General features: G+C 70.0%; 22 protein-coding genes and 1 pseudogene. 11 read left to right on the forward strand and 12 right to left on the reverse strand.

Annotated elements, in window-relative coordinates; all coding sequences use genetic code 11:
- Positions 1 to 131 precede the first annotated feature (131 nt).
- Together QFZ67_RS18470 and QFZ67_RS18475 are read left to right on the forward strand one after the other, a co-directional pair.
- Positions 132 to 452 carry a GYD domain-containing protein gene (locus QFZ67_RS18470; protein ID WP_307662191.1) on the forward strand — a complete coding sequence of 107 codons (321 nt, stop codon included), beginning with the start codon at positions 132 to 134 and terminating at the stop codon, positions 450 to 452.
- Positions 453 to 736: 284 nt separating this feature from the next.
- The gene (locus tag QFZ67_RS18475; protein WP_307662192.1) at positions 737 to 2,650 is read left to right on the forward strand and encodes a protein-arginine deiminase domain-containing protein; all 1,914 of its coding nucleotides are present in this window, start codon (positions 737 to 739) and stop codon (positions 2,648 to 2,650) included.
- Between the two features lie 90 nt (positions 2,651 to 2,740).
- On the opposite strand, the gene QFZ67_RS18480 is transcribed toward QFZ67_RS18475, so the two are convergent.
- From QFZ67_RS18480 to QFZ67_RS18490, 3 genes are all read right to left on the reverse strand, one after another.
- A complete protein-coding gene (locus tag QFZ67_RS18480; protein WP_307662193.1) occupies positions 2,741 to 5,176 on the reverse strand; it encodes a SpoIIE family protein phosphatase in 2,436 nt (811 codons plus the stop codon).
- A 280-nt stretch (positions 5,177 to 5,456) separates the two neighbouring features.
- Positions 5,457 to 6,494, reverse strand: coding sequence for a M28 family peptidase (locus QFZ67_RS18485; RefSeq protein ID WP_307662194.1), 1,038 nt, complete (start codon positions 6,492 to 6,494; stop codon positions 5,457 to 5,459).
- A 182-nt stretch (positions 6,495 to 6,676) separates the two neighbouring features.
- On the reverse strand, positions 6,677 to 6,937 hold the full coding sequence (locus tag QFZ67_RS18490) for a hypothetical protein (RefSeq protein WP_307662195.1): 261 nt from the start codon (positions 6,935 to 6,937) through the stop codon (positions 6,677 to 6,679).
- On the opposite strand from QFZ67_RS18490, the gene QFZ67_RS18495 reads away from it, so the two are divergent.
- The gene (locus QFZ67_RS18495; protein WP_307662196.1) at positions 6,905 to 7,645 is read left to right on the forward strand and encodes a PP2C family serine/threonine-protein phosphatase; all 741 of its coding nucleotides are present in this window, start codon (positions 6,905 to 6,907) and stop codon (positions 7,643 to 7,645) included. The two genes, QFZ67_RS18490 and QFZ67_RS18495, sit on opposite strands and share 33 nt — an antisense overlap.
- A gap of 31 nt (positions 7,646 to 7,676) precedes the next feature.
- Here QFZ67_RS18495 and QFZ67_RS18500 read toward each other — a convergent pair whose 3' ends face one another.
- Both QFZ67_RS18500 and htpX read right to left on the reverse strand, forming a co-directional pair.
- On the reverse strand, positions 7,677 to 8,297 hold the full coding sequence (locus QFZ67_RS18500) for a hypothetical protein (RefSeq protein ID WP_307662197.1): 621 nt from the start codon (positions 8,295 to 8,297) through the stop codon (positions 7,677 to 7,679).
- Positions 8,298 to 8,425: 128 nt separating this feature from the next.
- Positions 8,426 to 9,361, reverse strand: a complete 936-nt coding sequence (htpX, locus tag QFZ67_RS18505) for a zinc metalloprotease HtpX (protein WP_307662198.1) — start codon at positions 9,359 to 9,361, stop codon at positions 8,426 to 8,428.
- Between the two features lie 210 nt (positions 9,362 to 9,571).
- Between htpX and QFZ67_RS18510 the strand changes: the two genes are divergently transcribed.
- Entirely contained in the window at positions 9,572 to 11,725 is a 2,154-nt protein-coding gene (locus QFZ67_RS18510; RefSeq protein WP_307662199.1) for an NPCBM/NEW2 domain-containing protein, read from the forward strand.
- Positions 11,726 to 11,770: 45 nt separating this feature from the next.
- Here QFZ67_RS18510 and QFZ67_RS18515 read toward each other — a convergent pair whose 3' ends face one another.
- Both QFZ67_RS18515 and kdpB read right to left on the reverse strand, forming a co-directional pair.
- Positions 11,771 to 12,436, reverse strand: a complete 666-nt coding sequence (locus QFZ67_RS18515) for a potassium-transporting ATPase subunit C (protein ID WP_307662200.1) — start codon at positions 12,434 to 12,436, stop codon at positions 11,771 to 11,773.
- Positions 12,437 to 12,441: 5 nt separating this feature from the next.
- A pseudogene (gene kdpB / locus QFZ67_RS18520) lies at positions 12,442 to 14,464 on the reverse strand (potassium-transporting ATPase subunit KdpB); the annotation flags it as partial.
- An 83-nt stretch (positions 14,465 to 14,547) separates the two neighbouring features.
- Between kdpB and QFZ67_RS18525 the strand changes: the two are divergent.
- The gene (locus QFZ67_RS18525) at positions 14,548 to 15,630 is read left to right on the forward strand and encodes a magnesium and cobalt transport protein CorA (protein ID WP_307662201.1); all 1,083 of its coding nucleotides are present in this window, start codon (positions 14,548 to 14,550) and stop codon (positions 15,628 to 15,630) included.
- A gap of 91 nt (positions 15,631 to 15,721) precedes the next feature.
- Positions 15,722 to 16,093 carry a helix-turn-helix transcriptional regulator gene (locus QFZ67_RS18530; RefSeq protein ID WP_307662202.1) on the forward strand — a complete coding sequence of 124 codons (372 nt, stop codon included), beginning with the start codon at positions 15,722 to 15,724 and terminating at the stop codon, positions 16,091 to 16,093.
- A gap of 21 nt (positions 16,094 to 16,114) precedes the next feature.
- On the opposite strand, the gene QFZ67_RS18535 is transcribed toward QFZ67_RS18530, so the two are convergent.
- Positions 16,115 to 16,903 (reverse strand): HAD-IIA family hydrolase, encoded by a 789-nt coding sequence (locus tag QFZ67_RS18535; RefSeq protein ID WP_307662203.1) that lies wholly within the window; start codon positions 16,901 to 16,903, stop codon positions 16,115 to 16,117.
- An 85-nt stretch (positions 16,904 to 16,988) separates the two neighbouring features.
- On the opposite strand from QFZ67_RS18535, the gene QFZ67_RS18540 reads away from it, so the two are divergent.
- Positions 16,989 to 18,338 carry a phosphoribosyltransferase family protein gene (locus QFZ67_RS18540; protein WP_307662204.1) on the forward strand — a complete coding sequence of 450 codons (1,350 nt, stop codon included), beginning with the start codon at positions 16,989 to 16,991 and terminating at the stop codon, positions 18,336 to 18,338.
- A gap of 49 nt (positions 18,339 to 18,387) precedes the next feature.
- Here the strand turns inward: QFZ67_RS18540 and QFZ67_RS18545 are convergent, their stop codons facing one another.
- The 3 genes from QFZ67_RS18545 to QFZ67_RS18555 are packed head-to-tail and all read right to left on the reverse strand — an operon-like array spanning position 18,388 to position 21,272.
- Positions 18,388 to 18,573, reverse strand: a complete 186-nt coding sequence (locus QFZ67_RS18545) for a hypothetical protein (protein WP_307662205.1) — start codon at positions 18,571 to 18,573, stop codon at positions 18,388 to 18,390.
- Positions 18,574 to 18,614: 41 nt separating this feature from the next.
- Positions 18,615 to 19,220, reverse strand: a complete 606-nt coding sequence (locus QFZ67_RS18550) for a PadR family transcriptional regulator (protein WP_307662206.1) — start codon at positions 19,218 to 19,220, stop codon at positions 18,615 to 18,617.
- Between the two features lie 24 nt (positions 19,221 to 19,244).
- On the reverse strand, positions 19,245 to 21,272 hold the full coding sequence (locus QFZ67_RS18555; RefSeq protein ID WP_307662207.1) for an NADPH-dependent 2,4-dienoyl-CoA reductase: 2,028 nt from the start codon (positions 21,270 to 21,272) through the stop codon (positions 19,245 to 19,247).
- A 259-nt stretch (positions 21,273 to 21,531) separates the two neighbouring features.
- Between QFZ67_RS18555 and QFZ67_RS18560 the strand changes: the two genes are divergently transcribed.
- Positions 21,532 to 21,816, forward strand: a complete 285-nt coding sequence (locus QFZ67_RS18560) for a hypothetical protein (RefSeq protein ID WP_307662208.1) — start codon at positions 21,532 to 21,534, stop codon at positions 21,814 to 21,816.
- Positions 21,817 to 22,077: 261 nt separating this feature from the next.
- Positions 22,078 to 22,863, forward strand: a complete 786-nt coding sequence (locus QFZ67_RS18565; RefSeq protein ID WP_307662209.1) for a hypothetical protein — start codon at positions 22,078 to 22,080, stop codon at positions 22,861 to 22,863.
- A 3-nt stretch (positions 22,864 to 22,866) separates the two neighbouring features.
- Here the strand turns inward: QFZ67_RS18565 and QFZ67_RS18570 are convergent, their stop codons facing one another.
- Positions 22,867 to 22,995, reverse strand: a complete 129-nt coding sequence (locus tag QFZ67_RS18570) for a DUF6126 family protein (RefSeq protein ID WP_307662210.1) — start codon at positions 22,993 to 22,995, stop codon at positions 22,867 to 22,869.
- Between the two features lie 185 nt (positions 22,996 to 23,180).
- Between QFZ67_RS18570 and QFZ67_RS18575 the strand changes: the two genes are divergently transcribed.
- Both QFZ67_RS18575 and QFZ67_RS18580 read left to right on the forward strand, forming a co-directional pair.
- Positions 23,181 to 24,263 carry an LLM class flavin-dependent oxidoreductase gene (locus tag QFZ67_RS18575; protein ID WP_307662211.1) on the forward strand — a complete coding sequence of 361 codons (1,083 nt, stop codon included), beginning with the start codon at positions 23,181 to 23,183 and terminating at the stop codon, positions 24,261 to 24,263.
- The gene (locus tag QFZ67_RS18580) at positions 24,260 to 24,871 is read left to right on the forward strand and encodes an FMN reductase (protein ID WP_307662212.1); all 612 of its coding nucleotides are present in this window, start codon (positions 24,260 to 24,262) and stop codon (positions 24,869 to 24,871) included. The genes QFZ67_RS18575 and QFZ67_RS18580 overlap by 4 nt, the downstream gene beginning before the upstream one ends.
- Positions 24,872 to 24,897: the final 26 nt, after the last annotated feature.

Here is a 24,897-nt window from a genome sequence, read left to right on the forward strand (position 1 = left end):
GCGGGCCACAGCGAGGCGCCCTGCCGGGATGCAGTCGTGCTGGGGCAGGGCGACGATGGATGTACGGCCACACAGCGCTGCGAATCCCTCGCACATCGCGCAGGCGGCACGTACGTGAAAGGCGGAGACCGATGTCGAAATACCTCTTCAGGGCCAAGTTGACGGTCGACGGACTGAAAGGCTTGCTCAAAGAAGGCGGCACTGCGCGCCGTGAGGTCGTCGAACGCATGGTCCAGAGCCTGGGGGGCCGGCTCGAATCAATGCACTGGGCATTCGGCGACGAGGACGTCTATGTCACGGTTGACCTGCCGAGCAATGCCCACGCCGCGGCCATGGGTCTGATCACGTCGGCGGCCGGTGGCGTTCGCACGAGCACGGTCGTGCTGCTGACGCCCGAGGAAATCGACGAAGCGGTCCGCCAGAAGGCGGACTACCGCGCACCCGGCGCCTGACGCGCCACCCCCGTTGAGGGTCTTGCGGCCCTGCGTGTCGTGCTCGTACGACACGCAGGGCCGCCTGCTGCTGCCTGCCGTTGCGGCGCGGCTCCGTCAGATGTGAAGCCCGCGGCAATACCCCAATGCCCCTGATTCTTCGTCATGCCCTGGGCTGACACCGCCTCCTCCACCAGTCGCACTCACGCATGCCTCCGGGATGATCCCGGCGCCGGAAGGCAACGCACCGCGCGTCCCTGTCCTCTTCGGGCTCGGTAGCACCGAGCCTGAGGAAGGGACGCATCTTGAGTACGAGCCATGCGAGACACGCGGCACTGACCATCACCGTGATCGGGGCCGTACTGGCGCCCGTGTCACCGGCGTTCGCCGCGGAGCCGCCCCGCGTCGACCTCCGGGCGGACGTGAACCGGGATGGGCGGGTGGACGTCGACGGTACGACGGACACCAGCGGTGAGGACAGCTGGTCCCCCGCGAGGGGAGCGGTCTTCCTCCCCAACATCGACGACGACACCAAGCGGTGCGCGGTCAAAGGCCCGGGCGGCAAGCCGCTCCCGGACGCCAAGCTTGCCGCGTGCAACGACGCGGCTGACACCACGGTGAACGGCTCCGCCGACACGGCCGACCTGGCCCGGGTGCGTTCCGTGCCGATGGCGAACCTGCCCGCCACGGCTACGGGCACCCTGAAGGTCGTGGCCGGCGCCAAGAACACGCGGATCTTCGTCAAACGCTCCACCGGCTGGACCTGGGTCACGGCCAAGACCCGCCTGTCCGCAGCCGAGCTCCGCGCAGGTGTGGAATTCGGGGTCGAGAGCACCGACGTGATACGCGACAACGCCCGCTGGGGCGGTCGCTCCGTGATCCGTCTGACCGTGGCCTCCGGCGGGAAGAGCACCTCCGACGAGGTCACCCTGCGGGTCGCCCCGCTGCTGACGCACCATCACCTGCAGAACGCGCAGCAGTTGCTGGTAACCAAGGTGCCCGGGAAGGACGAATACGCGCGTCGGCAGCAGGCGTTCGTCAAGGGCCTCGCGGCGGAGGTCAAGTCGGCCGGGATCGACAAGCCGTTGGCGACCTTCGACAAGTACGGGGACGTCTGGGCGCAGGACTTCGTCGAGCCCGGCTACGTGAGCCTGACCGGCCCCGGTGGGCGCCGGCAGGTGATACGCGTGATGCTGCGGTCGGCGCAGGCGGACCGCCCGGCCGGCCGGGAGCTGTTCGAGAAGCTGCGCGGCAACGGCGTGGGCGTGGTGCAGGTGTCCGGGGTCCGCGACTCGGAGGAGTGGACCCTCAACTCGATGGGGAATCTGGAGACCATCCCTCCGTACGACCACGGCGGCCGGTCCTTCCCCGCCGGGCGCATCATCATGGGCGAGCGCAAGGACAACGGCTCGAAGCCCGCGCAGGTGATGCGGACGCTGCTGAAGTCCCAGGGCTTCCAGGACCCGCTGCTTCTGGACACCTCATGGCTGCATGTGGGTCACGTGGACGAGTTCGTCCAGTTCCTCCCCGCGGACACCCCGCGCGGCTGGAAGATTGGCATAGCCGATCCCGAAGCGGGGCTGCGGCTGCTGCGCGAGGCCCAGCAGGCCGGCCACGGCAAGACGCGGATGTTCTCCGTGCCGGGGAGCAAGGACTTGCCCGCCCCCAAGGAGACCATCGACCAGGCGCTCGGCTCCAAGTGGCTGGTGGCCGACAACACCATGGCCGCGAAGCGGATCGCGGCGAATCTGGAGGTGCTCAAGCGCGAGACGGGTGTGACGGACGCCGAGGTGGTACGGGTGCCCGCCCTGTACACAAGGGGTACGGGAGACGACGAGCGGGGCGACCGCATGCCGCGGCTGTCGCGGATGGGCGCCGGCAAGGTACCGGACGCGGTCCGCGAGTACGGGCAGCAGAAGGAGCTCTCGAGGCACGACGACCGCGGCGCGGCCCCGGAATCCGTTATGACCAGCGCCTACGTTCCGGGTGCGGTCAACGGGATCCTGCTCGGCCGGGACCGCTACCTGGCCCCGCGGCAATGGGGTCCGGTCATCGGCGGCAAGGACATATTCACCTCCGCCGTGACTGCCGCGTACAGCGGGGCGGGCATGAAGGTGTCGTACATCGACGACTGGCACACGTATCACGTCGGCATGGGCGAGGTGCACTGCGGCACCAACACTCTGCGCGATGCCTCTGCGGCATGGTGGAAGCCGTAGCAGGCCGGTGGTTCAGAGCGGGTGAACGTCGAGTGCGCATGCCCGTCACGGCGGGCGTGCGCACCACCCGGCCGGCCGGAGCCCGGCCGGTCAGGGCTCGCGCGGTGGCATGACGACCTCGGCCCACACCTGCTTGCCGCCGCTGAGCGGCACGGAGCCGTACGACGCCGACACCGCCTCGACCAGCAGGATCCCCCGGCCGCCGGTCGCCTCCCAGTCCATACTCGCCGGTTTGACGGGCGCGCGCGGTGATGTGTCGCTCACCGCCACCCGTAGCCGGTCCCCGGCCAGCATGAGGTCGAGGCGCACCGGGCCCTGGGTGTGCACCAGGGCATTGGTGACCAGCTCGGAGACGGTCAGCAGGACCGTGTCCGACTGCTCCATCACGCGTTCGTCCGTCGCGCGCCAGGAGCGCAGAGTACGGGAGGTGAAACGGCGCGCGTGCGCGACCGCGTCGGGCAGCCTCCACACCGTCCAGCCCGCCCGGAGCGGCCGGACTCCCAGCCCGTCGTAGCGCAGGAGCAGCAGCGCCACGTCGTCGTCGCGCCGGTTGACGCCGCCGAGCAGCTCATCGGCCATCCGCCCGGCGTCGGACGGGTCGGCGGTGGAGAGCGCGTCGCAGACACGGCGCATGCCGTCATCCAGGTGAAGGCTCGATGACTCGACCAGGCCGTCCGTCAGCAGGGCGAGAACCGCGCCGGGAGCCAGTGCGACCGCGGTCATCGGGAACTGGGCCCCCGCGAGCACGCCCAGCGGAGGCCCGCCTTCGACCTCCACCTCCCGGGTGACGCCTTCCGGGGCACGCAGCAACGGCGGCAGGTGCCCGGCCCGGACGCACCAGGCATTGCCCTCCTCCATGTCGATGGCGACATAGCAGCAGGTGGCGAAGAGGTCGGTCTCCATGCCGACAAGAAGGTGATTTGCGCGGGAGACGACCACGTCGGGCGGGTGGCCCTCCACGGCGTAGGCCCTGATCGCCGTACGCATCTGGCCCATGATCGTCGCGGCGACGGCGTTGTGCCCCTGTACGTCCCCGACGACCAGCGCCACATGGTTCTCGGACAGCGGGATCACGTCGTACCAGTCGCCACCCACCTCGAGTCCCACCGTCGCGGGCAGATAGCGGGCGACGGCCACCGCGCCGGGCAGCCGCGGAAGCTTGCGCGGCAGCAGGCTGCGCTGAAGCGTCGTGGCGAGCTCGTGCTCGGCGTCGAACGCACGGGCGCGCACCAGGGCCTGCCCGACCAGGCCGGCGGTCGCGGTGAGCATGGACCGTTCCTCGGGGCCGAACGCGTGCGGCTCGTCCCAGCCGACCAGGCACCCGCCGACCACCCGGCCTTCGGCCGGGATCGGCAGGACGGCGAGGCCGCCGGGGCCGATGCCGAGGAGGCCCGGTTCGAGGTCGGAGCCCGCCGTCCACAGGCTCGCGCGGCCCTCGCGCAGCGCGGCCTCCAGCGTGGGCAGGGCGTAGGCGGGCGCATCGGGCCACTCGGACCGCCATTCGGACCGCCAGAGCTCCGGCCAGGCATCGGGTTCCGGCGGGTCGAGGACCGTGACCACCAGCCGGTCACCCTCGAGTTCGGCGAGAGCCACCCGATCGGCTCCCAGCGGGTCGCGCAGGGCGGCGACCACGGCCCTGCTGACGTCCCGGACGGTCATCGCACCGGCCAGGGCGACGGACAGTTGCTGCACCCTGGAGACCTCGTCCGCGCTGGGCCGCAGATGCGAGGCGTCGGCGACCACGCCGAGCACCCGCTCCGGCTTGCCTGCGCCGTCCGCCAGCACCCGGCACCGCAGGCGCAGCCAGCGCAGCTCGCCGGTGGGGCGGCGGACACGGAATTCGAGGTCCCGGCCGCCGGATGTCATATGGCCCGGCTCGACGATGGACATGAGCGCGGGCAGGTCGTCAGGAACGGTGTGCGCCAGCAGGGTCTCGACACGTCCGTCGAATTCGTCCCGGGGGATGTCGACGAGGTCGAGCACCCGGTCGTCCGCTTCGATCTGCCCGCTGCTGAGGACCAGGGTGAACGAGCCGACACGGAGGCGTTCCAGGGCAGGGCCGAGTACCGGCCGACGCCCCGTACGGCCGATTGCGTGACTGTTCGGTTCGCCGGTCGCTTCGAGCCATGCGGCGACCTGGTCGGCGTAGAGCTCCAGAAAGTTGCGCCGTTCGGCGTCGAAGCCGTTGCCCACGTCGTCCACGACGACCAGGCAGCCCAGCGGAGTGCCGTTCGCTCCGAGCGGCAGTGCGCCCAGCGAGATGTCGGCGGGCAGCGTCTGCTCAGGGGCCTCACCGGGGTTCTCGCCGTACGCGGCGAGCCCTTCCCCGTTCAACCACAGGGCGCGGCCGGTGCGGAAGGCTTCCACGACGGGTGCATGACCGGACAGGGGATAGGAGGACGACAGCCCGTACATGGCACCGGAATCTCCGACCCATTCCGCCAGTCGCAGACTGTCGTCCCTCTTGCCCAGCACATAGACAGCGGCCAGCACCGCCCCGCCGAATACCCGGATCTTCTCTCTCACGGCTCGCAGCGCCCCCGTAGCCGGGAGTGGGCACGGTCTGCCCGGGAGTGGGCACGGTCTGCTCGGATCACCGGGTGCAACCGTGGCTGGATAACGCCACGCCTCATCATCCCTCGCCTCCGACCAGTCTTCGCCGGCCGAGTCGCCCTCCGAGGTGGCCCACCCACCTCGTCATGCGTATGGGACCAGTCGTATCCAGCGTAGGGAAGGCTGGGGCCGCGTGCGGGCTTCTACGGTGGTTCCGCCGATCTCGGCCCTCCGAGACGGGTGGAGACCGGGATCAACCGGTCCCGCCGGCAGGCCAGAACGTGACCGTGGCGGCGGTCGCGACGGCGACGGCCGCCAGACGCCGGTAGTCGACGGTGTCCGGAGTGTCGGTCGGCCGGTGGTAATTGCGGTTCCGGAAGTTCGCCGTGCTGGTGAGCATCAGGGCCGGAATCCCCGCGTTCCAGAAGGCCGCGTGGTCACTTCGGTCGAGATGGCTCACCGGCGGCACCGCGAGGCCGACGAGCGCGCCCAGCAGGCCGTCCGGTCGCGGGTCGCGCAGGGTGACGACGGGCAGTGGGGGCTCGGCGGCGCCCGCCGCCCGGCGCCACAGGGAGGCCGCCGCCGCCGTCGAGCGCCGGTGGACGACGAGGGTGAAGTCGCCCCGTTGCCCGGCCGAGCGGACCGCGGCGGCCACGCGGGGGAAGGCCACGCCGAACCCGGCGGGCAGCAGCTGGGTTCCGGGCTCGTCCGCGAAGAAGCCGACCGACTCGAGGCAGATCATGCCCGTGACCTGCCGGGTACGGCCCGGCCGCCGGGCGGCGAACCGGGAACCGATCATCCCCAGCTCCTCCATGTCGAAGAACATGAGGGTGACCGCGGGCGGTCGCGGCAGCCCGCCGAGGAGGCGCGCGATCTCCAGCAGCGCGGCGACGCCGGAGGCGTTGTCGTCGGCGCCGGGGCAGCCGGCGACGGTGTCCAGGTGCGCTCCGACCACCACCGTGGGGCGATCGTCGTCTCCCGGCAGCCCGGCCACGAGGTTCGCGCCGGTCAGCCGCCGGTGCATGCGGAGTGTGAGTGCGAGCGCCCGATGGCCGTGGCGGTCGGTGGAGCCCAGTCGCCACCGTACGTCGAAGGGCCGGCGCTCGGTCCGCCAGCCCGCGGCGGCCAGTTCACTCGTCACATGGGCCTCGGCGCGCAGCATGGCTTCGGGGGCGCGGGTGCGGCTGCGCGGGCGGTCGGCGAGGTACTCCACGTCATGGCGCAGGCGCAGGGGGTCGGCCCGCCGGGTCAGCTCACGTACAAGCGCGGGTACGTCGGGGGCGAGGTCCATGGCACGGGTTCACCGCCTTCGCATCCGTCGGTGCTGAACAGCTCGGTGCACAGCAGCCGAGTCCCGTTGAGGGCTCGGGCCCACTGGGTGGCCGCCGCGCGGGCCGCGGCCACGGACCACTGCGCCGACGGACGGTCCACCCAGTCTGCCGCCATGGCAGACGTGGACGCGCCCGGCGCGCATCAGTCCGGTACCGGCGGCGTGCAGGTCGCCCTGGTGACCACGGAGCTGCTGCGGGGCTGAATCGCTTCCGCGTCCACCTCGTCCACCTCGTCCACCTCGTCCACCTCGTCCACCTCGTCCACCTCGTCCGCCTCGTCCGCCTCGTCCGCCTCCTCCGCGCGGGCGTCGGCGGCGTAACAATGGTGGTGAGGGGCACGCCTGCCGTTGCCGAGAGGCGGGACATTCCGGTGCCGTACATAGCAGTGACTGCGTTGAGCCACGTCGGGCTGATCCGCGAGCACAACGAGGACAGCCTCGTCGTCGGACCGTGGACGCTGTGCGGCACCGTGACCGAGAATCCTCAAACGCTGCTGTTTCCTATCGGCACACCGCTTGTCGTCGCGGTCGCCGACGGGCTCGGCGGGCAGCCGGCCGGCGAAGTGGCCAGTGCCCTGGTGGTCCGCCAACTCGCCTCGCTCGGCCCTTCGTTGGACGACGAGGAAGCCGTCAGTGACGCCCTGGACCTCTGCAATCACGCGGTGTACTCGGCCGCTCGCGACCATCCTGAGCTGGTCACCATGGGGACCACGGTCGCGGGTGCCGTCGTCCTGACGGAGTCGCTGCTGACGTTCAACGTCGGCGACAGCAAGGTGTTCGACGCGGCTCAGAAGGGGCTTCGCCAGGTGAGCGTGGACGACAGCCCGCCGCTGCGGCCGGGACAGCGCACCACGTCAGCGGTCACACAGACGCTCGGCGGCAGCCACACGTTCAACGCGATCACGCCCCATGTGGCGGCCTCGGCGCTGTCGGTCGGCGATCGCTACTTGGTGTGCACCGACGGGCTGACCGACCCGGTGCCTGAGGATGAGCTCGACGGCCTGCTGCGGGTGCACGACGACGGCAGGGCCGCCTTCGAGTTGTGGAAGGCGGCGATCGCGGCCGGAGGGCCGGACAACATCACGTTCGCGCTGGTACGCATCGCCGAGTAGAGCCTTTACGTGTGGTCTCAGCAGGACTCGGCTACAGATCCGTCGTGGGGACGTGGCCCGTCCCGCCCAGCCCCGGCGCTCCCCACACCGGGAACCACCGGGCCAGGTCCGTCTCGATGCGCAGGTCGTCCGTGAGCAGCGCCCTCGCCTGGAGTTCCAGGGCGTTGTCGCGCTTCTCCGTCGTTCCGGGGAGCGGCGCGAAGGGGTAGAAGGTGCCGCGTTTGTAGAGGTAGACCAGCGCCAGCGCGCGATCCCCGGTGGCCTCGCGGAAGGCGATCAGGGAGCAGAGCAGCTGCGGGCCGAAACCGGCGTCCTCGAGGAGGGTGTTGACCGCGTGCAGGTCGTTGACCAGGGAGGCCGTGTCGCCGGCGGATTGGCGGGCGAGGAGCCAGGTGTAGCCGTACGTGTCCTGGCTGAACTCGACCGGGATGCCGCCGCGGCCGGTGTCCGCGTCCAGCAACTCCCTTACGTCCTCCTGGAGTTGGGCGAAGACCCCGCCCTCGACGCTGGCGAAGCACACCGAGCCGACACCGGTCGGGGTGAATCCGGCGCCCGCCTGCAGGGTGATCGCGGCGGCGGGCAGGCCGAAGAGCTGGTCGAGGTCGGGGCGTACCGGCTTGCTGCGGCCGAGGATGGTGTCGAGGAGTCCCACGAATGAACCTCAGTTCGTCGTCACGGGTCAGTTCGTCGTCACGGGTCAGTTCGTCGTCACGGGTCAGTTCGTCGTCACGGGTCAGTTCGTCGTCACGGGTCAGTTCGTCGTCACGGGTCAGTTCGTCGTCACGGGCGGCCGAGCTGCGCCGAGATCCTGCCCAGCTGGTCCAGGCGCTGCTCCAGCGTCGGGTGCGAGGAGAGCAGCCTGCTCAGGCTCTCCTTGGAGGAGAAGGCCGGCGCGAACCAGAAGGCGTTGAACGGCTCAGCCTTGCGCAGGTCCCGCGTCGGGATCGTCGCCATCTCGCCGGTCACCTTGGTGAGCGCGGAGGCGAGCGCGGAGGGGCGGCCGGTCAGCATCGCGGCGGCGCGGTCGGCGGAGAGCTCGCGGTAGCGGGAGAGCAGCCGGGTCAGCAGGAAGCTGAGCACGTACACAGCCGCGCTGACCACGGGTATCAGCAGCATGGCGATCGCGGCGTTGGGGTCGCGGCTGCTGTCCGGCCGGCCGAAGCCGCCCCAGACCGCGACACGGGTCATCACGCCCGCGAGGACGCCGAGGAACGACGCGATGGTCATCACGGCGACATCGCGGTGGGCGACGTGCGACAGCTCGTGCGCGAGGACGCCCTCCAGTTCCTCCGGCTCCAGGCGGCGCAGCAGGCCGGTGGTGGCGCACACCAGGGCGGTTTTCTCGTTACGGCCGACGGCGAAGGCGTTCGGCACATCACTGTCGGCGATCGCGACGCGCGGCTTGGGCATGTCGGCGAGGGCGCAGATACGGTCGACGGCGCCGTGCAGCTCCGGCGCCTGCTCCGGGGTGACCTCGCGGGCGCCCATGCTGAAGGCCGCGATGCGGTCGCTGAACCAGAACTGAACGATGAACAGCCCGCCCGCGATCACCAGGATGATCGGCCACGAGCCGCGCAGAACGGCCAGCAGCACACCCACGAAGACCACGTAGACCAGCCCGATCAGGAACATCGTCGTCACCATGCGTGTGGTGAGTCCCCGATCCGGGGCGTAGCGGGACCGGGGCCCCTTACCCACCGTCGTCCGACCGGCCATGTGATCACCCTCCAGACGGAGCCCTGCCGCCGTGTTTCTCCCTTCAGTGTGCCCCTTTCGCACCTATATCCGGGATAAAGGGGCCTGGGCTGCCTCGTCCCGGCGGTGCGTGCGCGATGTCTTGACATGGACCTGGCGTGGCGCTGAGATGTGGTGGCTTTCGTTCGTCCCCGTTTGTTTGTGCGCCAATCACCCCCCTCGGAGCCGCACATGCACGCCGAACGGCACACCCCCCTCAGCGCCCGTCTGGCCGCCGTCGCCACGACGCTCGCGCTCCTCACAGCAGGCGCGGCCGTCGCCGTCACCGGGCAGGTCGCCGCCGCTCCCCCCGCAGACGCCGCTCCGCCCGCCGCCGCCGTCGACAATGGGCTCGCTCGTACGCCCCAGATGGGGTTCAACAACTGGAACTCCACCCACTGCCGGGCCGAGTTCAACGAGGCCATGGTCAAGGGCATCGCCGACGTCTTCGTGTCCCAGGGACTCAAGGACGCCGGGTACACCTACGTCAACATCGACGACTGCTGGGCCCTGCCGCAGCGCGACACGAACGGCAACCTCGTCCCCGATCCGGTCCGCTTCCCCAATGGGATCAAGGCAGTTGCGGACTATGTGCACTCCAAGGGGCTCAAGTTCGGCATCTACTCCAGTGCCGGCACCAAGACCTGCGACGTACAAGGCTTTCCGGGCGGCCTCGGGCATGAGCAGCAGGACGCCAACCTGTGGGCGTCCTGGGGCGTGGACTACCTGAAGTACGACAACTGCAACAACACCGGCGCCGACGCCAAGCAGCGCTACACCGCCATGGCCAACGCCCTGAAGGCCACCGGGCGGCCGATTCTCTACAGCATCTGCGAGTGGGGGGAGAACCAGCCCTGGAACTGGGCGGCGGACGTCGGCAACTCATGGCGTACGACCGGGGACATCAGCGATTCCTGGTCCAGCATGATCGGCATCGCGCACCAGAACCAGGGGCTCGCGCCGTACGCCAAGCCCGGGGCGTGGAACGACCCCGACATGCTCGAAGTCGGGAACGGCGGGATGACCGACACCGAGTACCGCACCCACTTCAGCCTCTGGGCGCAGATGGCCGCGCCGCTGCTGATCGGCAGTGATCTGCGCAGCGCCGCGCCCGCGACCCTCGCGATCCTGAAGAACACCGACGTCATCGCGGTCGACCAGGACAGTCTGGGCAAGCAGGGCACGGTGGTGTCGAGCTCCGGCGGTCTTGTGGTGATGTCGAAGCCCCTGGCCGACGGCAGCCGTTCGGTGACGCTGACCAATGAGACGACCTCGGCGAAGACGATCTCGACGACGGTCGAGGCGATCGGGATCGGCGGCGCCTCCTCGTACGCGCTCAAGGACCTGTGGTCCAAGCAGACCGGCACCACCACGGGCACGATCAGCGCCTCGGTGCCCGCCCACGGGACCGTGATGTACCGGGTGACGCCGGGCGCTCCGGTACCGCCGCCCGCCGGGATCCAGCAGGTCAGCGATCTGCCGTGGACGTCGGCGATCAACGGCTGGGGGCCGGTGGAGCGCGACCGCAGCAACGGCGAGCAGACCGCGGACGACGGCCGCACCCTCACCGTCAACGGCACCACCTACGCCAAGGGCCTCGGCACACACGCGGCGAGCGACATCACGTACCACCTGGGCGGCAGCTGCCGGTCGTTCACCGTCGACGTCGGCGTGGACGACGAGTCGACGGCGGGCGGATCGGTCGTCTTCCGGGTCTATCGCGACGCCGCCCTGGTCGCCGACAGCGGCGTGCGCACGGCGAGCGATCCGCCCAGGCGCCTGAGCGCCGACCTCACCGGCGGTACGAAACTGAGGCTGGTCGTCACCGACGGCGGCGACGGCATCAACTACGACCACGCCGACTGGGCGGACGCCAAGCTGGTCTGCGGCAGCGGCCCGGCGGCCGGCAGCCATGCGCTCAGCGACCTCACATGGGCCTCGTCGGCGAACGGCTGGGGGCCGGTGGAGCGCGACCGCAGCAACGGCGAGAAGGCCGCGGGCGACGGCCGCACCCTGACCCTCAACGGCACCACCTACGCCAAGGGCCTCGGCACACACGCGGCGAGCGACATCACGTACTACCTCGGCGGCAGCTGCACCAAGCTCACCGCCACCGTCGGCATCGATGACGAGTCGGGCGGTACGAACGGGTCGGTGGTCTTCCAGATCTACCGGGACGCCACCAAGGTCGCCGACAGCGGCCGCCACACCGGAGCCGACGCCGCAAGGACGCTCACGGCGGATCTCACCGGCGGCCTGGAGCTGAGACTGGTCGTCACCGACAGCGGCGACGGCGTCAACTACGACCACGCCGACTGGGCAGCGCCCATCCTGACCTGCGGCTGAGCCCTGGGCAGCGGCGGACCGAGTCTGCCGCTGCCCAGAACACGATCACTTCTCGATGAGTGCCTTCAGTGCGATGTTGAGCTTGAGGACGTTCACCGTGGGCTCGCCCATGAAGCCGAGGATCCGGCCGTCGGTGTTCTCGTCGACAAGCTTGTCGACCTCGGCCACGGAGAGGTTGCTCTTCTCGGCGACCCGGTGCACCTGGAGCTTCGCGTACTCCGGGGAGATGTCCGGGTCCAGGCCCGAGCCGGAGGAGGTGACGGCGTCGGCCGGCACGTCCGAGGGCTTGACCTTGTTGCCCTTCACCGAGTTGTCCTTGATGACGGCGGCCTTGGCATCGGTGACCCACTTGATCAGGTCCGCGTTGTCGCCGGACCGGTTGGTGGCGCCGGACAGGATCAGCTTGTACTGGGTGTTGACGCTGTTGGAGCCCAGGCCGTTGGACGGGCGCGGCTGGAACCACTTCAGGTCGGTTGCGGCCGTCTCCTCGCCCTTCTTCAGCGGCAGGTCGTAGCGCTGGCCGATGAGTTCGGAGCCGACGACGCTGCCCCCGGACTTGATCTCGGAGCCGTTGGCCTTGCCGCTGAACGGGGCCTGCGCGACTCCGGTGACGGCGAGCGGGTAGATGACGCCGCAGACGATCGTCAGAACGAGCAGGGCGCGCAGCCCGGCCCCGATCAACCGGGCGGTGTTTCCTACGGAGTTGTTCATGGTCGTCACCCGATGCCAGGGATGAGGGAGATGATCAGGTCGATGAGCTTGATGCCGATGAACGGCGTGATCAGGCCGCCCAGGCCGTAGATCCCGAGGTTGCGGCGGAGCATCTTGTCCGCGCTGGTCGGCCGGTACTGCACGCCCTTCAGGGCGAGCGGCACCAGCGCGATGATGATCAGCGCGTTGAAGATGACCGCGGACAGGATCGCCGACTCGGGCGAGGCCAGCTGCATGATGTTCAGCTTGTCCAGGCCCGGGTAGACCACCGCGAACATCGCCGGGATGATCGCGAAGTACTTCGCGACGTCGTTGGCGATCGAGAACGTCGTCAACGCTCCCCGGGTGATGAGGAGTTGCTTGCCGATCTCGACGATCTCGATCAGCTTGGTGGGGTTGGAGTCCAGGTCCACCATGTTCCCGGCCTCCTTGGCGGCCGAGGTACCGGTGTTCATGGCCACGCCGACGTCCGCCTGGGCCAGCGCCGGAGCGTCGTTCGTACCGTCGCCGGTCATCGCGACGAGCTTGCCCCCAGCCTGCTCGCGCTTGATCAGCGCCCTCTTGTCCTCGGGCGTGGCCTCGGCGAGGAAGTCGTCCACGCCCGCCTCCTCGGCGATCGCCCTGGCGGTCAGCGGGTTGTCACCCGTGATCATGACGGTCTTGATGCCCATACGGCGCAGCTCGTCGAACCGCTCCCGCATGCCGTCCTTGACGACGTCCTTGAGGTGGATGACACCCAGGACGCGGGCGCCCTTGTCGTCCTCGACGGCGACGAGCAGCGGCGTACCGCCGTCTTCCGAGATCTTGTTTGCGATCTTGTCGGCGTCCTCGACGACGCTGCCGCCGCGCTCCTTGACCCAGGCGATCACCGAACAGGTCGCGCCCTTGCGGACCTTACGGGCCTCGCCGTCCTCGGAGAGGTCGACGCCGGACATACGGGTCTGCGCGGTGAAGCCACCCAGTCGGCGTGCGCCAGCTCGCCCTGGTGGCGCTCGCGCAGGCCGTACTTCTCCTTCGCCAGGACGACGATGGAGCGGCCCTCGGGCGTCTCGGCCAGCGAGGAGAGCTGGGCGGCGTCCGCCAACTCGGCATCCGTCGTGCCCTTGACCGGGACGAACTCGGCGGCCTGACGGTTGCCGAGGGTGATCGTGCCGGTCTTGTCGAGCAGCAGGGTCGACACATCGCCCGCGGCCTCGACCGCGCGGCCGGACATCGCCAGGACGTTGCGCTGCACCAGCCGGTCCATGCCCGCGATGCCGATCGCGGAGAGGAGCGCGCCGATGGTCGTCGGGATCAGGCAGACCAGCAGGGCGGTCAGCACGATCAGCGACTGTTCGGCGCCCGCGTACTTGGCAAACGGCTGCAACGTGAAACCGCGAGCAGGAAGACGATGGTCAGCGAGGCGAGCAGGATGTTGAGCGCGATCTCGTTGGGCGTCGTCTGCCGGGCAGCGCCCTCGACCAGAGCGATCATCCGGTCGATGAAGGTCTCGCCGGGCTTCGTCGTGATCTTGATGACGATGCGGTCGGAGAGGACCTTCGTGCCGCCGGTGACAGCACTGCGGTCGCCGCCGGACTCACAGATGACCGGGGCCGATTCACCGGTGATGGCCGACTCGTCGACCGAAGCCACACCCTCGACGACGTCTCCGTCGCCGGGGATGATGTCGCCGGCCTCGCAGACGACCAGGTCGCCGCGCAGCTCGGTGCCGGGCACCCGCTCCTCGACCTTGCCGGTCAGCCGCCGCGCGACCGTGTCGGTCTTGGCCTTGCGCAGGGTGTCGGCCTGCGCCTTGCCCCGGCCCTCGGCCACCGCCTCCGCCAGGTTGGCGAAGATCGTGGTCAGCCACAGCCAGGCGGCGATCGCCCAGCCGAACCACTCGGTCGGGTCCTTCAGCGCCAGCACGGTGGTGACGACCGAGCCGATCAGCACCACAAACATGACCGGGGACTTGATCATGACGCGCGGGTCGAGCTTGCGCATCGCGTCCGGGAAGGACTTGATCAGCTGCTTGGGGTCGAACAACCCCCGGTCAGATGTACCGGTCGCTTGTCACCGGTCGGGCGGTGGCAAACTGTTCGACTGGTTGTCCGAAGGAGCCTGCTGTGCCGATGATCCGCAATCTCCGCCGCGCCGTGCGCCGCGCCTACCGCGGGACCGTGGACCTGAGCCACCCGGCTCGCTCCCCGCTGGGCAGCACGGTGGTCAACTGCGTGATCTACGAGGACGGCGTACGGCAGCCCGACACCGGCCCGGTGGACGAGGCGCAGCGGCGGGTCCGCAAGTCCGGCCGCGGCTTCGTCTGGATCGGGCTGCACGAGCCCTCCGAAACGGAGTTCGCCGGGGTTGCCGAGCTGTTCGGCCTGCATCCGCTGGCCGTCGAGGACGCGGTGGTCGCCCATCAGCGGCCCAAGGTGGAGCGGTACGACGAGACCCTGTTCGCCGTCTTCAAGACCTGCGGCTACGTCGAGCACGAGGAGCTCACCGCCACCAGCGAGGTGGTGGACACCGGCGAGCTCATGATCTTCACGGGGCTCGACTTCGTGATCACTGTCCGGCACGGCAGGCACGGCTCGCTCGGCCCGCTCCGGGAGGCCCTGGAGGACACCCCCGAGCAGCTCGCCAAGGGCCCGGCCGCGGTACTGCATGCCATCGCCGACCATGTGGTCGACGACTACCTCGCCGTGGCGGACGCCGTACAGGACGACATCGACGCCGTCGAGAGCACCGTCTTCACCGAGCACGCGGGCCGCGGCGACGCCGGCCGCATCTACCAGCTCAAGCGCGAACTGCTGGAGCTCAAGCGCGCGGTGGCGCCGCTGGGCCGGCCGTTGCAGGCCCTCGCCACCCAGCCGATGCCGCCGGTCGGCCCGGACATACAGCCGTACTTCCGTGACGTCGCCGACCATCTGGCCCGCGTCACCGAGCAGATCACCTCGTTCGACGCCCTGCTCGACTCGATCCTCCAGGCCCACCTCGCGCAGGTGACGGTCGCCCAGAACGAGGACATGCGCAAGATCACCGCATGGGCGGCGATCATCGCCGTGCCGACCATGGTCTGCGGTGTGTACGGCATGAACTTCGACCACATGCCGGAGCTGCGCTGGACCTACGGATACCCCCTCGTTCTCGGTGTCATGGTCATCGCCTGCTTCGTCCTCCACCGCAGCTTCCGCCGCAACGGCTGGCTCTGACGCTCCGTTCAAGCGGCTCTGACGCGTCGGCTGACCGGTTTCCCGCGACGAGCCCTTGGGTCACTGGTTCGACATGTGTCAACATAGACGTATGTCGAATGTAAAGGCGTTGCCGCTGCTGGAGCCGGATGCCGACCTGGATGTCGAGCCGTGCTGCGCGCCGCTGACCGAGCGCCCCCTCTCGGCGGAGGAGGCGGTCCGCACCGCCGCCATGTTCAAGGCGCTCGGCGACCCGGTGCGCCTGCGGCTGTTCTCGGCGATCGCCTCCCACGAGGGCGGCGAGGCCTGTGTCTGCGACATCTCCGACGTCGGCGTCTCGCAGCCGACCGTCTCCCACCATCTGAAAAAGCTCAGGGAGGCGGGCCTGCTCACCTCCGAGCGGCGCGGCACCTGGGTGTACTACCGGGTCGCGCCCTCCGTGCTTGCCGCGATGGGGAAGATGCTGGGGCAGCACGCCGGCTGACCCGGCCCCGATGCAGCCGAGTCACTCGTGCTCCAGCAGCCCGGGAAGGTCGGCGAACGAGTCGAGCACGTGGTCCGGTGTGCCGTCGGCCGCCCGGTGCGTCTCGGGCAGGTACTTGCCCGTCCTGACCAGTACGCCGGTGATTCCGCTGCGCTGCGCCGCCAGTACATCGGATTCGATGTCGTCGCCGACCATCAGCGCTTCGGACGCCGTGGCGCCAAGGTGCGCCAGGGCGGTGGCGAAGAACGAAGCGGCGGGTTTGCCGGTGATCTCCGCCTCGACCCGGGCGGCTCGCTCCAGCCCCAGGAGAAAGGCGCCGGTGTCCAGGTCGAGCCCGTCCGCGGTACGCCAGTAGAGGTTGCGGTGCATGGCGACCAGCGCGGCGCCGCGCTGCACATGGCGGAAGGCGGCATTGAGGGCCGCGTAACTGAACTCGTCGCCCGCGCCGCCGAAGACGATCACATCCGGGGGCGCATCCTCCCTCCCGTCGACGAGTGTCACGCCCTCGAGATCGTCACGGACGTCGCCGCCGCTGAGCAGCAGACAGCGGGCCCCCGGGTAGTGCTCCCGCAGGTACGCGGCGGTGACGGCGGGTGCGGTGAGGATGTCGTCGACGCCGACGGGAAAGCCCTCCCCTGCCAGCTTCGCGGCGATCGACGCGCGGGTCCGTGAGGTGGTGTTGGTGACGAGCGCCAGCGGAAGGCCGGCGGCGCGCAGCCGTTCCATGGCCTCGACGGTGCCGGGCAGCGGCTTCCAGGACACCGTGAGCACGCCGTCGATGTCGATCAGGACCGCTCCGATTCGTTCCATGCGACCGACCGTATCGCCGGCTCGCCTCCCGCTTGCGAAACAGTCACAAATGGGGTTATTACGAAAGGGATGGGAGTGAACCGCTGTGCTGTTCACCGATCGCATGGACGCGGGACGCCGACTTGCCGAAGCGCTACGGCACGTACGGGGGGAGAATCCCGTCGTCCTGGGCCTGCCACGAGGCGGAGTACCGGTGGCCTTCCAGGTGGCGCAGGCACTCGGCGCACCACTCGATGTGATCGTGGTCCGCAAACTCGGGGTCCCGTACCACCGCGAGCTGGGGTACGGCGCGATCGGCGAGGGCGGGGTACGGGTCATCAGCGACGACATCGTCCGCCGCAGCGGAGTCGGCCGGGACGAACTCGAAACGGTCGAGCACGCCGAGGAGGCGGAGCTCGCACGGCAGGCGAAGCGGTTCCGCGCGGACCGGCAGCGGTCGGCCATCGGCGGCCGTACGGTGATCGTCGTCGACGACGGGATCGCGACCGGCGCGACGGCCGCGGCGGCGTGCGAGGTGGTACGGGCGCAGGGCGCCGCCCGTGTGGTGCTGGCCGTGCCGGTGGCGCCTTCGGACGCGCTCGCCTGGCTGCGCACAGAGGCGGACGAAGTGGTGTGCCTGTCCACGCCGAGGGCGTTCCGGGCAGTCGGCGAGTGGTACCAGGACTTCTCCCAGACCCCCGACGAGGAGGTCGTCGCCCTGCTCGCGCAGGCGGCCGCGGGGGGAAACGAGGACCGGGCCGGAGGTGAGACCGAGGTCGAGGTGGACGCCGGCGGGGTCCGGCTGGCCGGGGATCTCACCCTGCCTCGGGGCACCGAGGAGATCGTGATGTTCGCCCACGGCTCCGGCAGCAGCAGGCACAGCCCGCGCAACCGGCTGGTGGCGGCCGCCCTGAACCGGGCGGGCCTGGGCACCCTGCTCTTCGACCTGCTCACCTCGGCCGAGGAAGCCGACCGGGCGAACGTCTTCGACATCGAAACCCTGGCCGGGCGGCTGGCGGACGCCACCCGCTGGCTGCGGGAGCGCGAGTCGGCCCGGATCGGATACTTCGGGGCGAGCACCGGAGCCGCGGCTGCGCTGCGGGCCGCCGCGTCATTCGGCGCCTCCGCTTCTTCAGGTTCTTCAGGTTCTTCAGGTGCCGACAGCGACACCGACACGGACATCGCCGCCGTGGTCTCCCGCGGCGGCCGTCCCGACCTCGCCGGGCCGCACCTCGCAGACGTACGCGCACCCACGCTGCTCATCGTGGGCGGCCGCGACACGCTGGTGCTCGACCTCAACCGCCAGGCCCAGGCGGAGTTGCGCTGCGAGAACCGGCTCGAGGTCGTCCCGGGCGCCACGCATCTCTTCGAGGAACCCGGCGCCCTGGACGAGGTCGCGGACCTGGCCAGGGACTGGTTCACCAGCCACTTGGCGGCCAGCAGTCCCATGCGGTGACGATGACGTCATCCCCACTGAATCCACTGACAGTCCGGCGGGCGTCCCCTCACGCCAGGGCGATGAACAGGCCCAGCGTCAGCACGGCGATGCCGCAGCCGTACAGCGCCAGCCTTACGGAGTGGGCCTCCGCGGACGGGTCGGTGCTGCCGACGGCGCGACAGAGGCCGAAGACAGACTTCAACAGCAGGGCGAGCGCGGCCGCGGAGAATGCGGCGATCAAGGAAACCGTCACGCCGCGACAATCTCACGGGCCGTCAGGTGTCGCATTTCGGCCTACTCCGTCCCGGCGGCGCCGGTCACCCCCGGCACGGAGGACCGACACCCGGCACCCCGTTCGTCGAGAGCCCCGGGCCTCAGGCCGGTCAGCGCCTCCGTCAGCCACTTCGTCCAGAACGTCTCCAGCTCGATCCCGCCCCGCAGCACCAGATGCCGCAGCCTGTCCTGCTCCGTCGACTGCCGCTCCGGCGGGAAGTCGCGCGTCTCGATCGCCTCGTACTGCGCCAACTGCCGCTGGTGCAGCGCCAGATGACGGCCGAGCTCCGCCTCCAGGCCCGCGCTGCCGACCACCCCTGCCGCGCGCAGCCGCAGCAGCAGCGGGTCGCGGACCGGCTTCGGGTCCTCGGAGCGCGCGACCCACGCGGTCAGCTCCTCGCGGCCCGCGGGCAGGACTTCGTACTCCTTCTTCTGCCCGCGGGTCGGCTGCGCGGAGGGCAGCGCGCGGATCTGGCCCGCCTGCTCCAGCTTCCCCAGCTCGCGGTAGATCTGCTGATGCGTGGCCGACCAGAAGTAGCCGATCGACTTGTCGAAACGGCGGGTCAGCTCCAGCCCCGACGAGGGCTTTTCGAGCAGAGCCGTGAGGATCGCGTGCGGGAGGGACATGGCCCGCATCCTAGGCAGGAGGCGTCAGAGCGTCGCCGCGAGGCGTGTGCCCTGGTCGATCGCCCGCTTCGCGTCCAGTTCCGCCGCCACATCCGCCCCGCCGATCAGGTGCACCGGCCGGCCCGCGGCGCTCAGCTCCTCGTACAGCCCGCGCTGCGGTTCCTGCCCGGTGCACAGCACGACCGTGTCGACGGGCAGGACCCGCCTCGCCCCGTCGACACTCACGTGCAGGCCCTCGTCGTCGATCCGCTCGTACGTCGCGCCGGCTGTCATCGTCACCCCGCGGTGCTTGAGCTCCGTACGGTGGATCCACCCCGTCGTCTTGCCGAGACCCGCGCCGACCTTGCTCGTCCTGCGCTGGAGGAGGTGGACGGTACGCGGCGGCTTCGGGCGGTCGGGGGCAGTCAGGCCGCCCGGGGCGCTGTACTCCGTGTCGACGCCCCACTGCCGGAAGTACGTCCCCGCGTCCAGGCTCGCGCCCTCGCCGCCGTCCGTCAGGAACTCCGCGACGTCGAAGCCGATGCCGCCCGCGCCGATCACCGCGACGCGCTCGCCGACGGGCGCTCCGTCGCGCAGGACATCGAGGTAGCTGACGACGCTCGGGTGGTCGACGCCCGGGATCTCGGGGGTCCGTGGCGTGACCCCGGTGGCGACGACGATCTCGTCGTACGCGGCCGACGAGAGGTCACCGGCGGTGACGCGGGCGCCAAGACGCACCTCGACGCCGTGCAGTTCGAGCTGCGTACGGAAGTAGCGCAGCGTCTCGTTGAACTCCTCCTTGCCCGGGATCCGCTTGGCGATGTTCAGCTGCCCGCCGATCTCGTCCGCCGCGTCGAAGAGCGTGACCTCGTGTCCGCGCTCGGCGGCCGAGACCGCGCAGGCGAGCCCGGCAGGCCCCGCGCCGACCACCGCGACGCGCTTGCGCAGCCGGGTCGGCGAGAGGACCAGCTCGGTCTCGTGGCAGGCCCGCGGGTTGACCAGGCAGGAGGTGATCTTCCCGCTGAAGGTGTGGTCCAGGCAGGCCTGGTTGCAGCCGATGCAGGTGTTGATGGTCTCCGCGCGGTCCGCCTTCGCCTTGGCGACGAAGTCCGGGTCGGCGAGGAAGGGGCGGGCCAGCGACACCATGTCCGCGCGCCCCTCGGCAAGCAACTGCTCGGCGATATCGGGGGTGTTGATGCGGTTGCTGGTCACCAGGGGCACGGACACGGACCCCATCAGCTTCTTCGTCACCCACGTGTACGCGCCGCGCGGCACCGACGTCGCGATGGTGGGGATACGGGCCTCGTGCCAGCCGATCCCGGTGTTGATGATCGTCGCGCCGGCCGCCTCGATCTCCTTGGCGAGCGTGATCACCTCCTCCAGCGAGGAGCCGCCGGGCACCAGGTCCAGCATGGACAGCCGGTAGATCAGGATGAAGTCCGGGCCGAGCCGCTCGCGCGTACGGCGGACGATCTCCAGCGGGAGTCGTATCCGGTTCTCGTACGAGCCGCCCCAGCGGTCGGTGCGGTGGTTGGTGGCGCTCGCGATGAACTCGTTGATGAAGTAGCCCTCGGAGCCCATGATCTCGACGCCGTCGTAGCCCGCGGACTTCGCCAGCTGCGCTGCCCGTACGAAGTCGTCGATGGTCTCCTCGACCTCGGCGTCGGTCAGGGCGTGCGGTACGAACGGGCTGATGGGGGCCTGGATGGCGCTCGGCGCCACGAGGTCCGCGTGGTACGCGTACCGGCCGAAGTGCAGGATCTGCATCGCGATCCGACCGCCCTCGGCGTGTACGGCTGCGGTGACGGTCCGGTGGCTTTCCGCCTCGGCCTCGGTGGTGAGCTTGGCGCCGCCCTCGTACGGACGGCCCCGGTCGTTGGGGGCGATGCCGCCCGTGACGATCAGGCCGACGCCGCCGCGGGCGCGCGCGGCGTAGAAGGCTGCCATCCGCTCGAAGCCGCGCTCCGCCTCTTCGAGGCCGACGTGCATGGAGCCCATGAGCACCCGGTTGGGCAGGGTGGTGAACCCGAGATCGAGCGGGCTCAGCAGATGCGGGTACGGGGTCGGGCTCATCGGGGCGCCTCCTCGCGCAGGGGTCGACGGTCCAGTTGTAGCCGCCCCAGAGCGATTGTGCAACAAGGTGCAAAACCAATCCCCCAGCCTCCGCCGTCCACCTGTCCGACGAGTGTGCTAATCAGTCGTACGGGTGATATTGGCCCTTCGCCCAGGTCACGCACCGTTAGCGTGCTCATGTGGCGGGATGGGAGCAGTTCAGCGCACTGGGGGTCGCGGCGATTCTCGGATCGCAGGGGATCGGGATCGGGGCGCCGGTGTGCGTGACGGCGTCCGTATCGGTGGTGTCCGTATCGGTGTCGGTTCAATTCGGGAGCTGCCCGCCGACTCCGACTCCGACACCGACTCCGTCGCCTACGCAGCCCGTGCCACCGACTCCGGCACCGACTCCGGCACCGGCTCCGACGTCGCCGCCTCCCACATCGCCGCCTCCCACACAGCCTCCCCCCACGTCTCCCACGTCTCCCACGCCGGCCGCGCCACCTGCCGAACGGCCCCCGCCCCCGCGGGACGCCCCGGAACCCCCTCCCGAGAAAGCCCCTGAGCAGGCTCCGGCGACGGCTCCCGCACCCGTCGCCCGTACGAAACCCGAGCCGCGGCACGTCGTCGCCGTACGCAACTACCGCCGCGCGACCGGGAAGCCGGAGGACTCCGGCACTCCCCTCGTGGTCCTGCTGCTGGTCACCACCACCCCGGCCGTGCTCGCCGCGGCGCTGCTGCGGCCCCGATCACGGTCCGCCGGCGGGCGCGGCCGCGCCTGATCCACACCCTCGCCGCTCTCCCCGCACCCCATTCGGAGAACCTCATGTCGGAATGGCTGGTCCTGGCCGCCGCGATGGCCGCCGCCTGTGCCGTCGTCCTCGTCATCACCCTGCTCAGGCAGTACCGGCTGAACAAGGCCGGGGCCGCGGAGGAGGACGACGCCCCCGAGACCCCCGACGTCCTCGAATACATGACGATGATGGTCGGCGTCGTGTACGCGATCGTGCTCGGTCTGGCCATCGCCGGCGTCTGGGAGGCGCGCAGCGCCGCGCAGGACGACGTACGCCGCGAGGCACAGGCGCTGCACGAGGTCACCCAGCGAGCCGCGGTCTACCCGGCCGGCGTCCAGGCGCAGCTCCGTACGGACATCGACCGTTACGTCTCCCACGTCGTCCACCAGGAGTGGCCGAGGATGGTCGCCCACAACGAGCTGTCCGGGCGGGGAGCGGAACTGCTCGGCGCCGTACGCGCGGACATCGCACAGCGGGCGCCGGCCAACGAGCTCGAGACGCAGGCGTACCAGCCCATGCTCGACCAGGTCGCCGTCGCCGACGACGCGCGCAACGCGCGGGCGCAGAACGCCGGGGAGACGCTGCCCGGGGTCGTGTGGTTCGGCCTGATCACCGGGGCGCTGGTGACGGTCGGCCTGATCTTCACGCTGCAGATCGGCCGCACCCCCAGGGAGCTGCTGCTGGCCGGTCTTTTCAGCGCCCTGATCGCCTTTCTGCTCTTCCTCGTGTGGGACTTCGACGCGCCATTCGGGCGGTCGGGCACGGACTCGGCGGACGCCTTCCGCCAGCTGTTCGCAAGCGCCGCGGGACCGAGCTGAGGCCTACTTCTGCGCGTGCTCGCCGACGTAGAAGAGCAGCCACACAAAACCGGCGAAGAGGTGGGTGGCGAAGACGTACACGAAGACCCGCAGCATCACACCGCGCTCCTTCCAGCTCTCGCTCTCGCTCACGACAGGCCTCCAGCCGGTCCGTACATACGTCAGTGGTCACGTACGTCCGTGGTCACGTACGTCCGTGGTCGGTCCCCCGCACCAGGGTACGAGGACCCGGAATAGGGGGGCCGGGGTCGCCGTTGTAGGGTTTGGTTCAAGATTCAACCAACCAGGACTCGATCCCTACCTGAAAGGTGGCCTCCATGCAGTTCGGCATCTTCACGGTCGGCGATGTGACCGCCGATCCGACGACGGGCCGTACGCCGAGCGAGCACGAGCGGATCAAGGCGACAGTCGCCATCGCGCTCAAGGCCGAGGAGGTCGGACTCGATGTCTTCGCGACCGGCGAGCACCACAACCCGCCCTTCGTCCCGTCGTCCCCGACGACGCTCCTCGGGCACATCGCGGCGCGCACCGAGAACCTGATCCTGTCCACCTCGACCACGCTGATCACCACCAACGACCCGGTGAAGATCGCCGAGGACTACGCCGTCCTGCAGCACCTGGCCGAGGGCCGCGTCGACCTGATGATGGGCCGCGGAAACACCGGGCCGGTCTACCCCTGGTTCGGCAAGGACATCCGCCACGGCATTCCGCTCGCCATCGAGAACTACGCCCTGCTGCACAAGCTGTGGCGCGAGGAAGTCGTGGACTGGGAGGGCAAGTTCCGCACCCCGCTGCAGAGCTTCACCGCCACGCCACGGCCCCTGGACGGCGTACCGCCGTTCGTCTGGCACGGCTCCATCCGCTCCACCGAGATAGCCGAGCAGGCCGCGTACTACGGCGACGGCTTCTTCCACAACAACATCTTCTGGCCCATGTCACACACCAAGAAGATGGTCGACCTCTACCGCAAGCGCTACGCCCACTACGGCCACGGCACGCCCGAGCAGGCCATCGTCGGGCTCGGCGGGCAGGTGTTCATGCGCAAGAACTCCCAGGACGCGATTGCGGAGTTCCGGCCCTACTTCGACAACGCGCCCGTCTACGGACACGGCCCCTCCCTGGAGGACTTCACCGAGCAGACCCCGCTGACCGTCGGGTCCCCGCAGGAAGTCATCGAGCGCACCCTCGGCTTCCGCGAGGCCGTCGGCGACTACCAGCGCCAGCTCTTCCTGATGGACCACGCGGGACTGCCTCTGAAGACCGTGCTGGAGCAGCTCGACATCCTCGGTGAGGAAGTCGTGCCAGTCCTGCGCAAGGAGTTCGCCAACCTGCGGCCGGCCGGAGTGCCGGAGACCGCCCCGCTGCACCCTGCCCACGCCGCACGTACGAAGGAGGCATGACCATGCAGACCCTGAAGCTGGTGGCCGTATCGGCCGGGCTGAGCGTGCCGTCGTCGACCAGGCTGCTGGCCGACCGGCTGGCGGAGTCCGTACGCAGCCGGCTCGTCGAGCCGGCCGACGTCGACACGGACGTGCAGGTACAGGTCGTCGAACTGCGCGAGCTCGCCGTACAGATCGCCAGCAACCTGGTGACCGGGTTTCCGGCGCCGGCGCTCGGCGAGGCGATCGAGGCGGTGACCGAGGCGGACGGCCTGATCGCGGTCACGCCGGTCTTCACGGCCTCGTACAGCGGGCTGTTCAAGTCGTTCTTCGACCTGATCGAGCCCGACGCGCTCACCGGGAAGCCGGTGCTGATCGCGGCGACGGGTGGCACGGCCCGGCACTCGCTGGTGCTGGAGCACGCGCTGCGTCCGCTCTTCGCGTATCTGCGGGCGCTGGTCGTGCCGACGGCGGTGTACGCGGCGTCGGAGGACTGGGGCGGTACCGGTGACGCGCTGACCGACACACTGCCGACCCGGATCGATCGCGCGGGCGGCGAGCTCGCGGGTCTGATGACCGGCGTGGCCGTCAGGGCCGACGGCCTCGTGCCCGCAACCCGTATCGCCTAGGTCGCAGGTCGTACACAGGCCAGGTC

The organism is Streptomyces sp. V1I1, assembly GCF_030817355.1.
Taxonomy (GTDB): Bacteria; Actinomycetota; Actinomycetes; order Streptomycetales; family Streptomycetaceae; genus Streptomyces.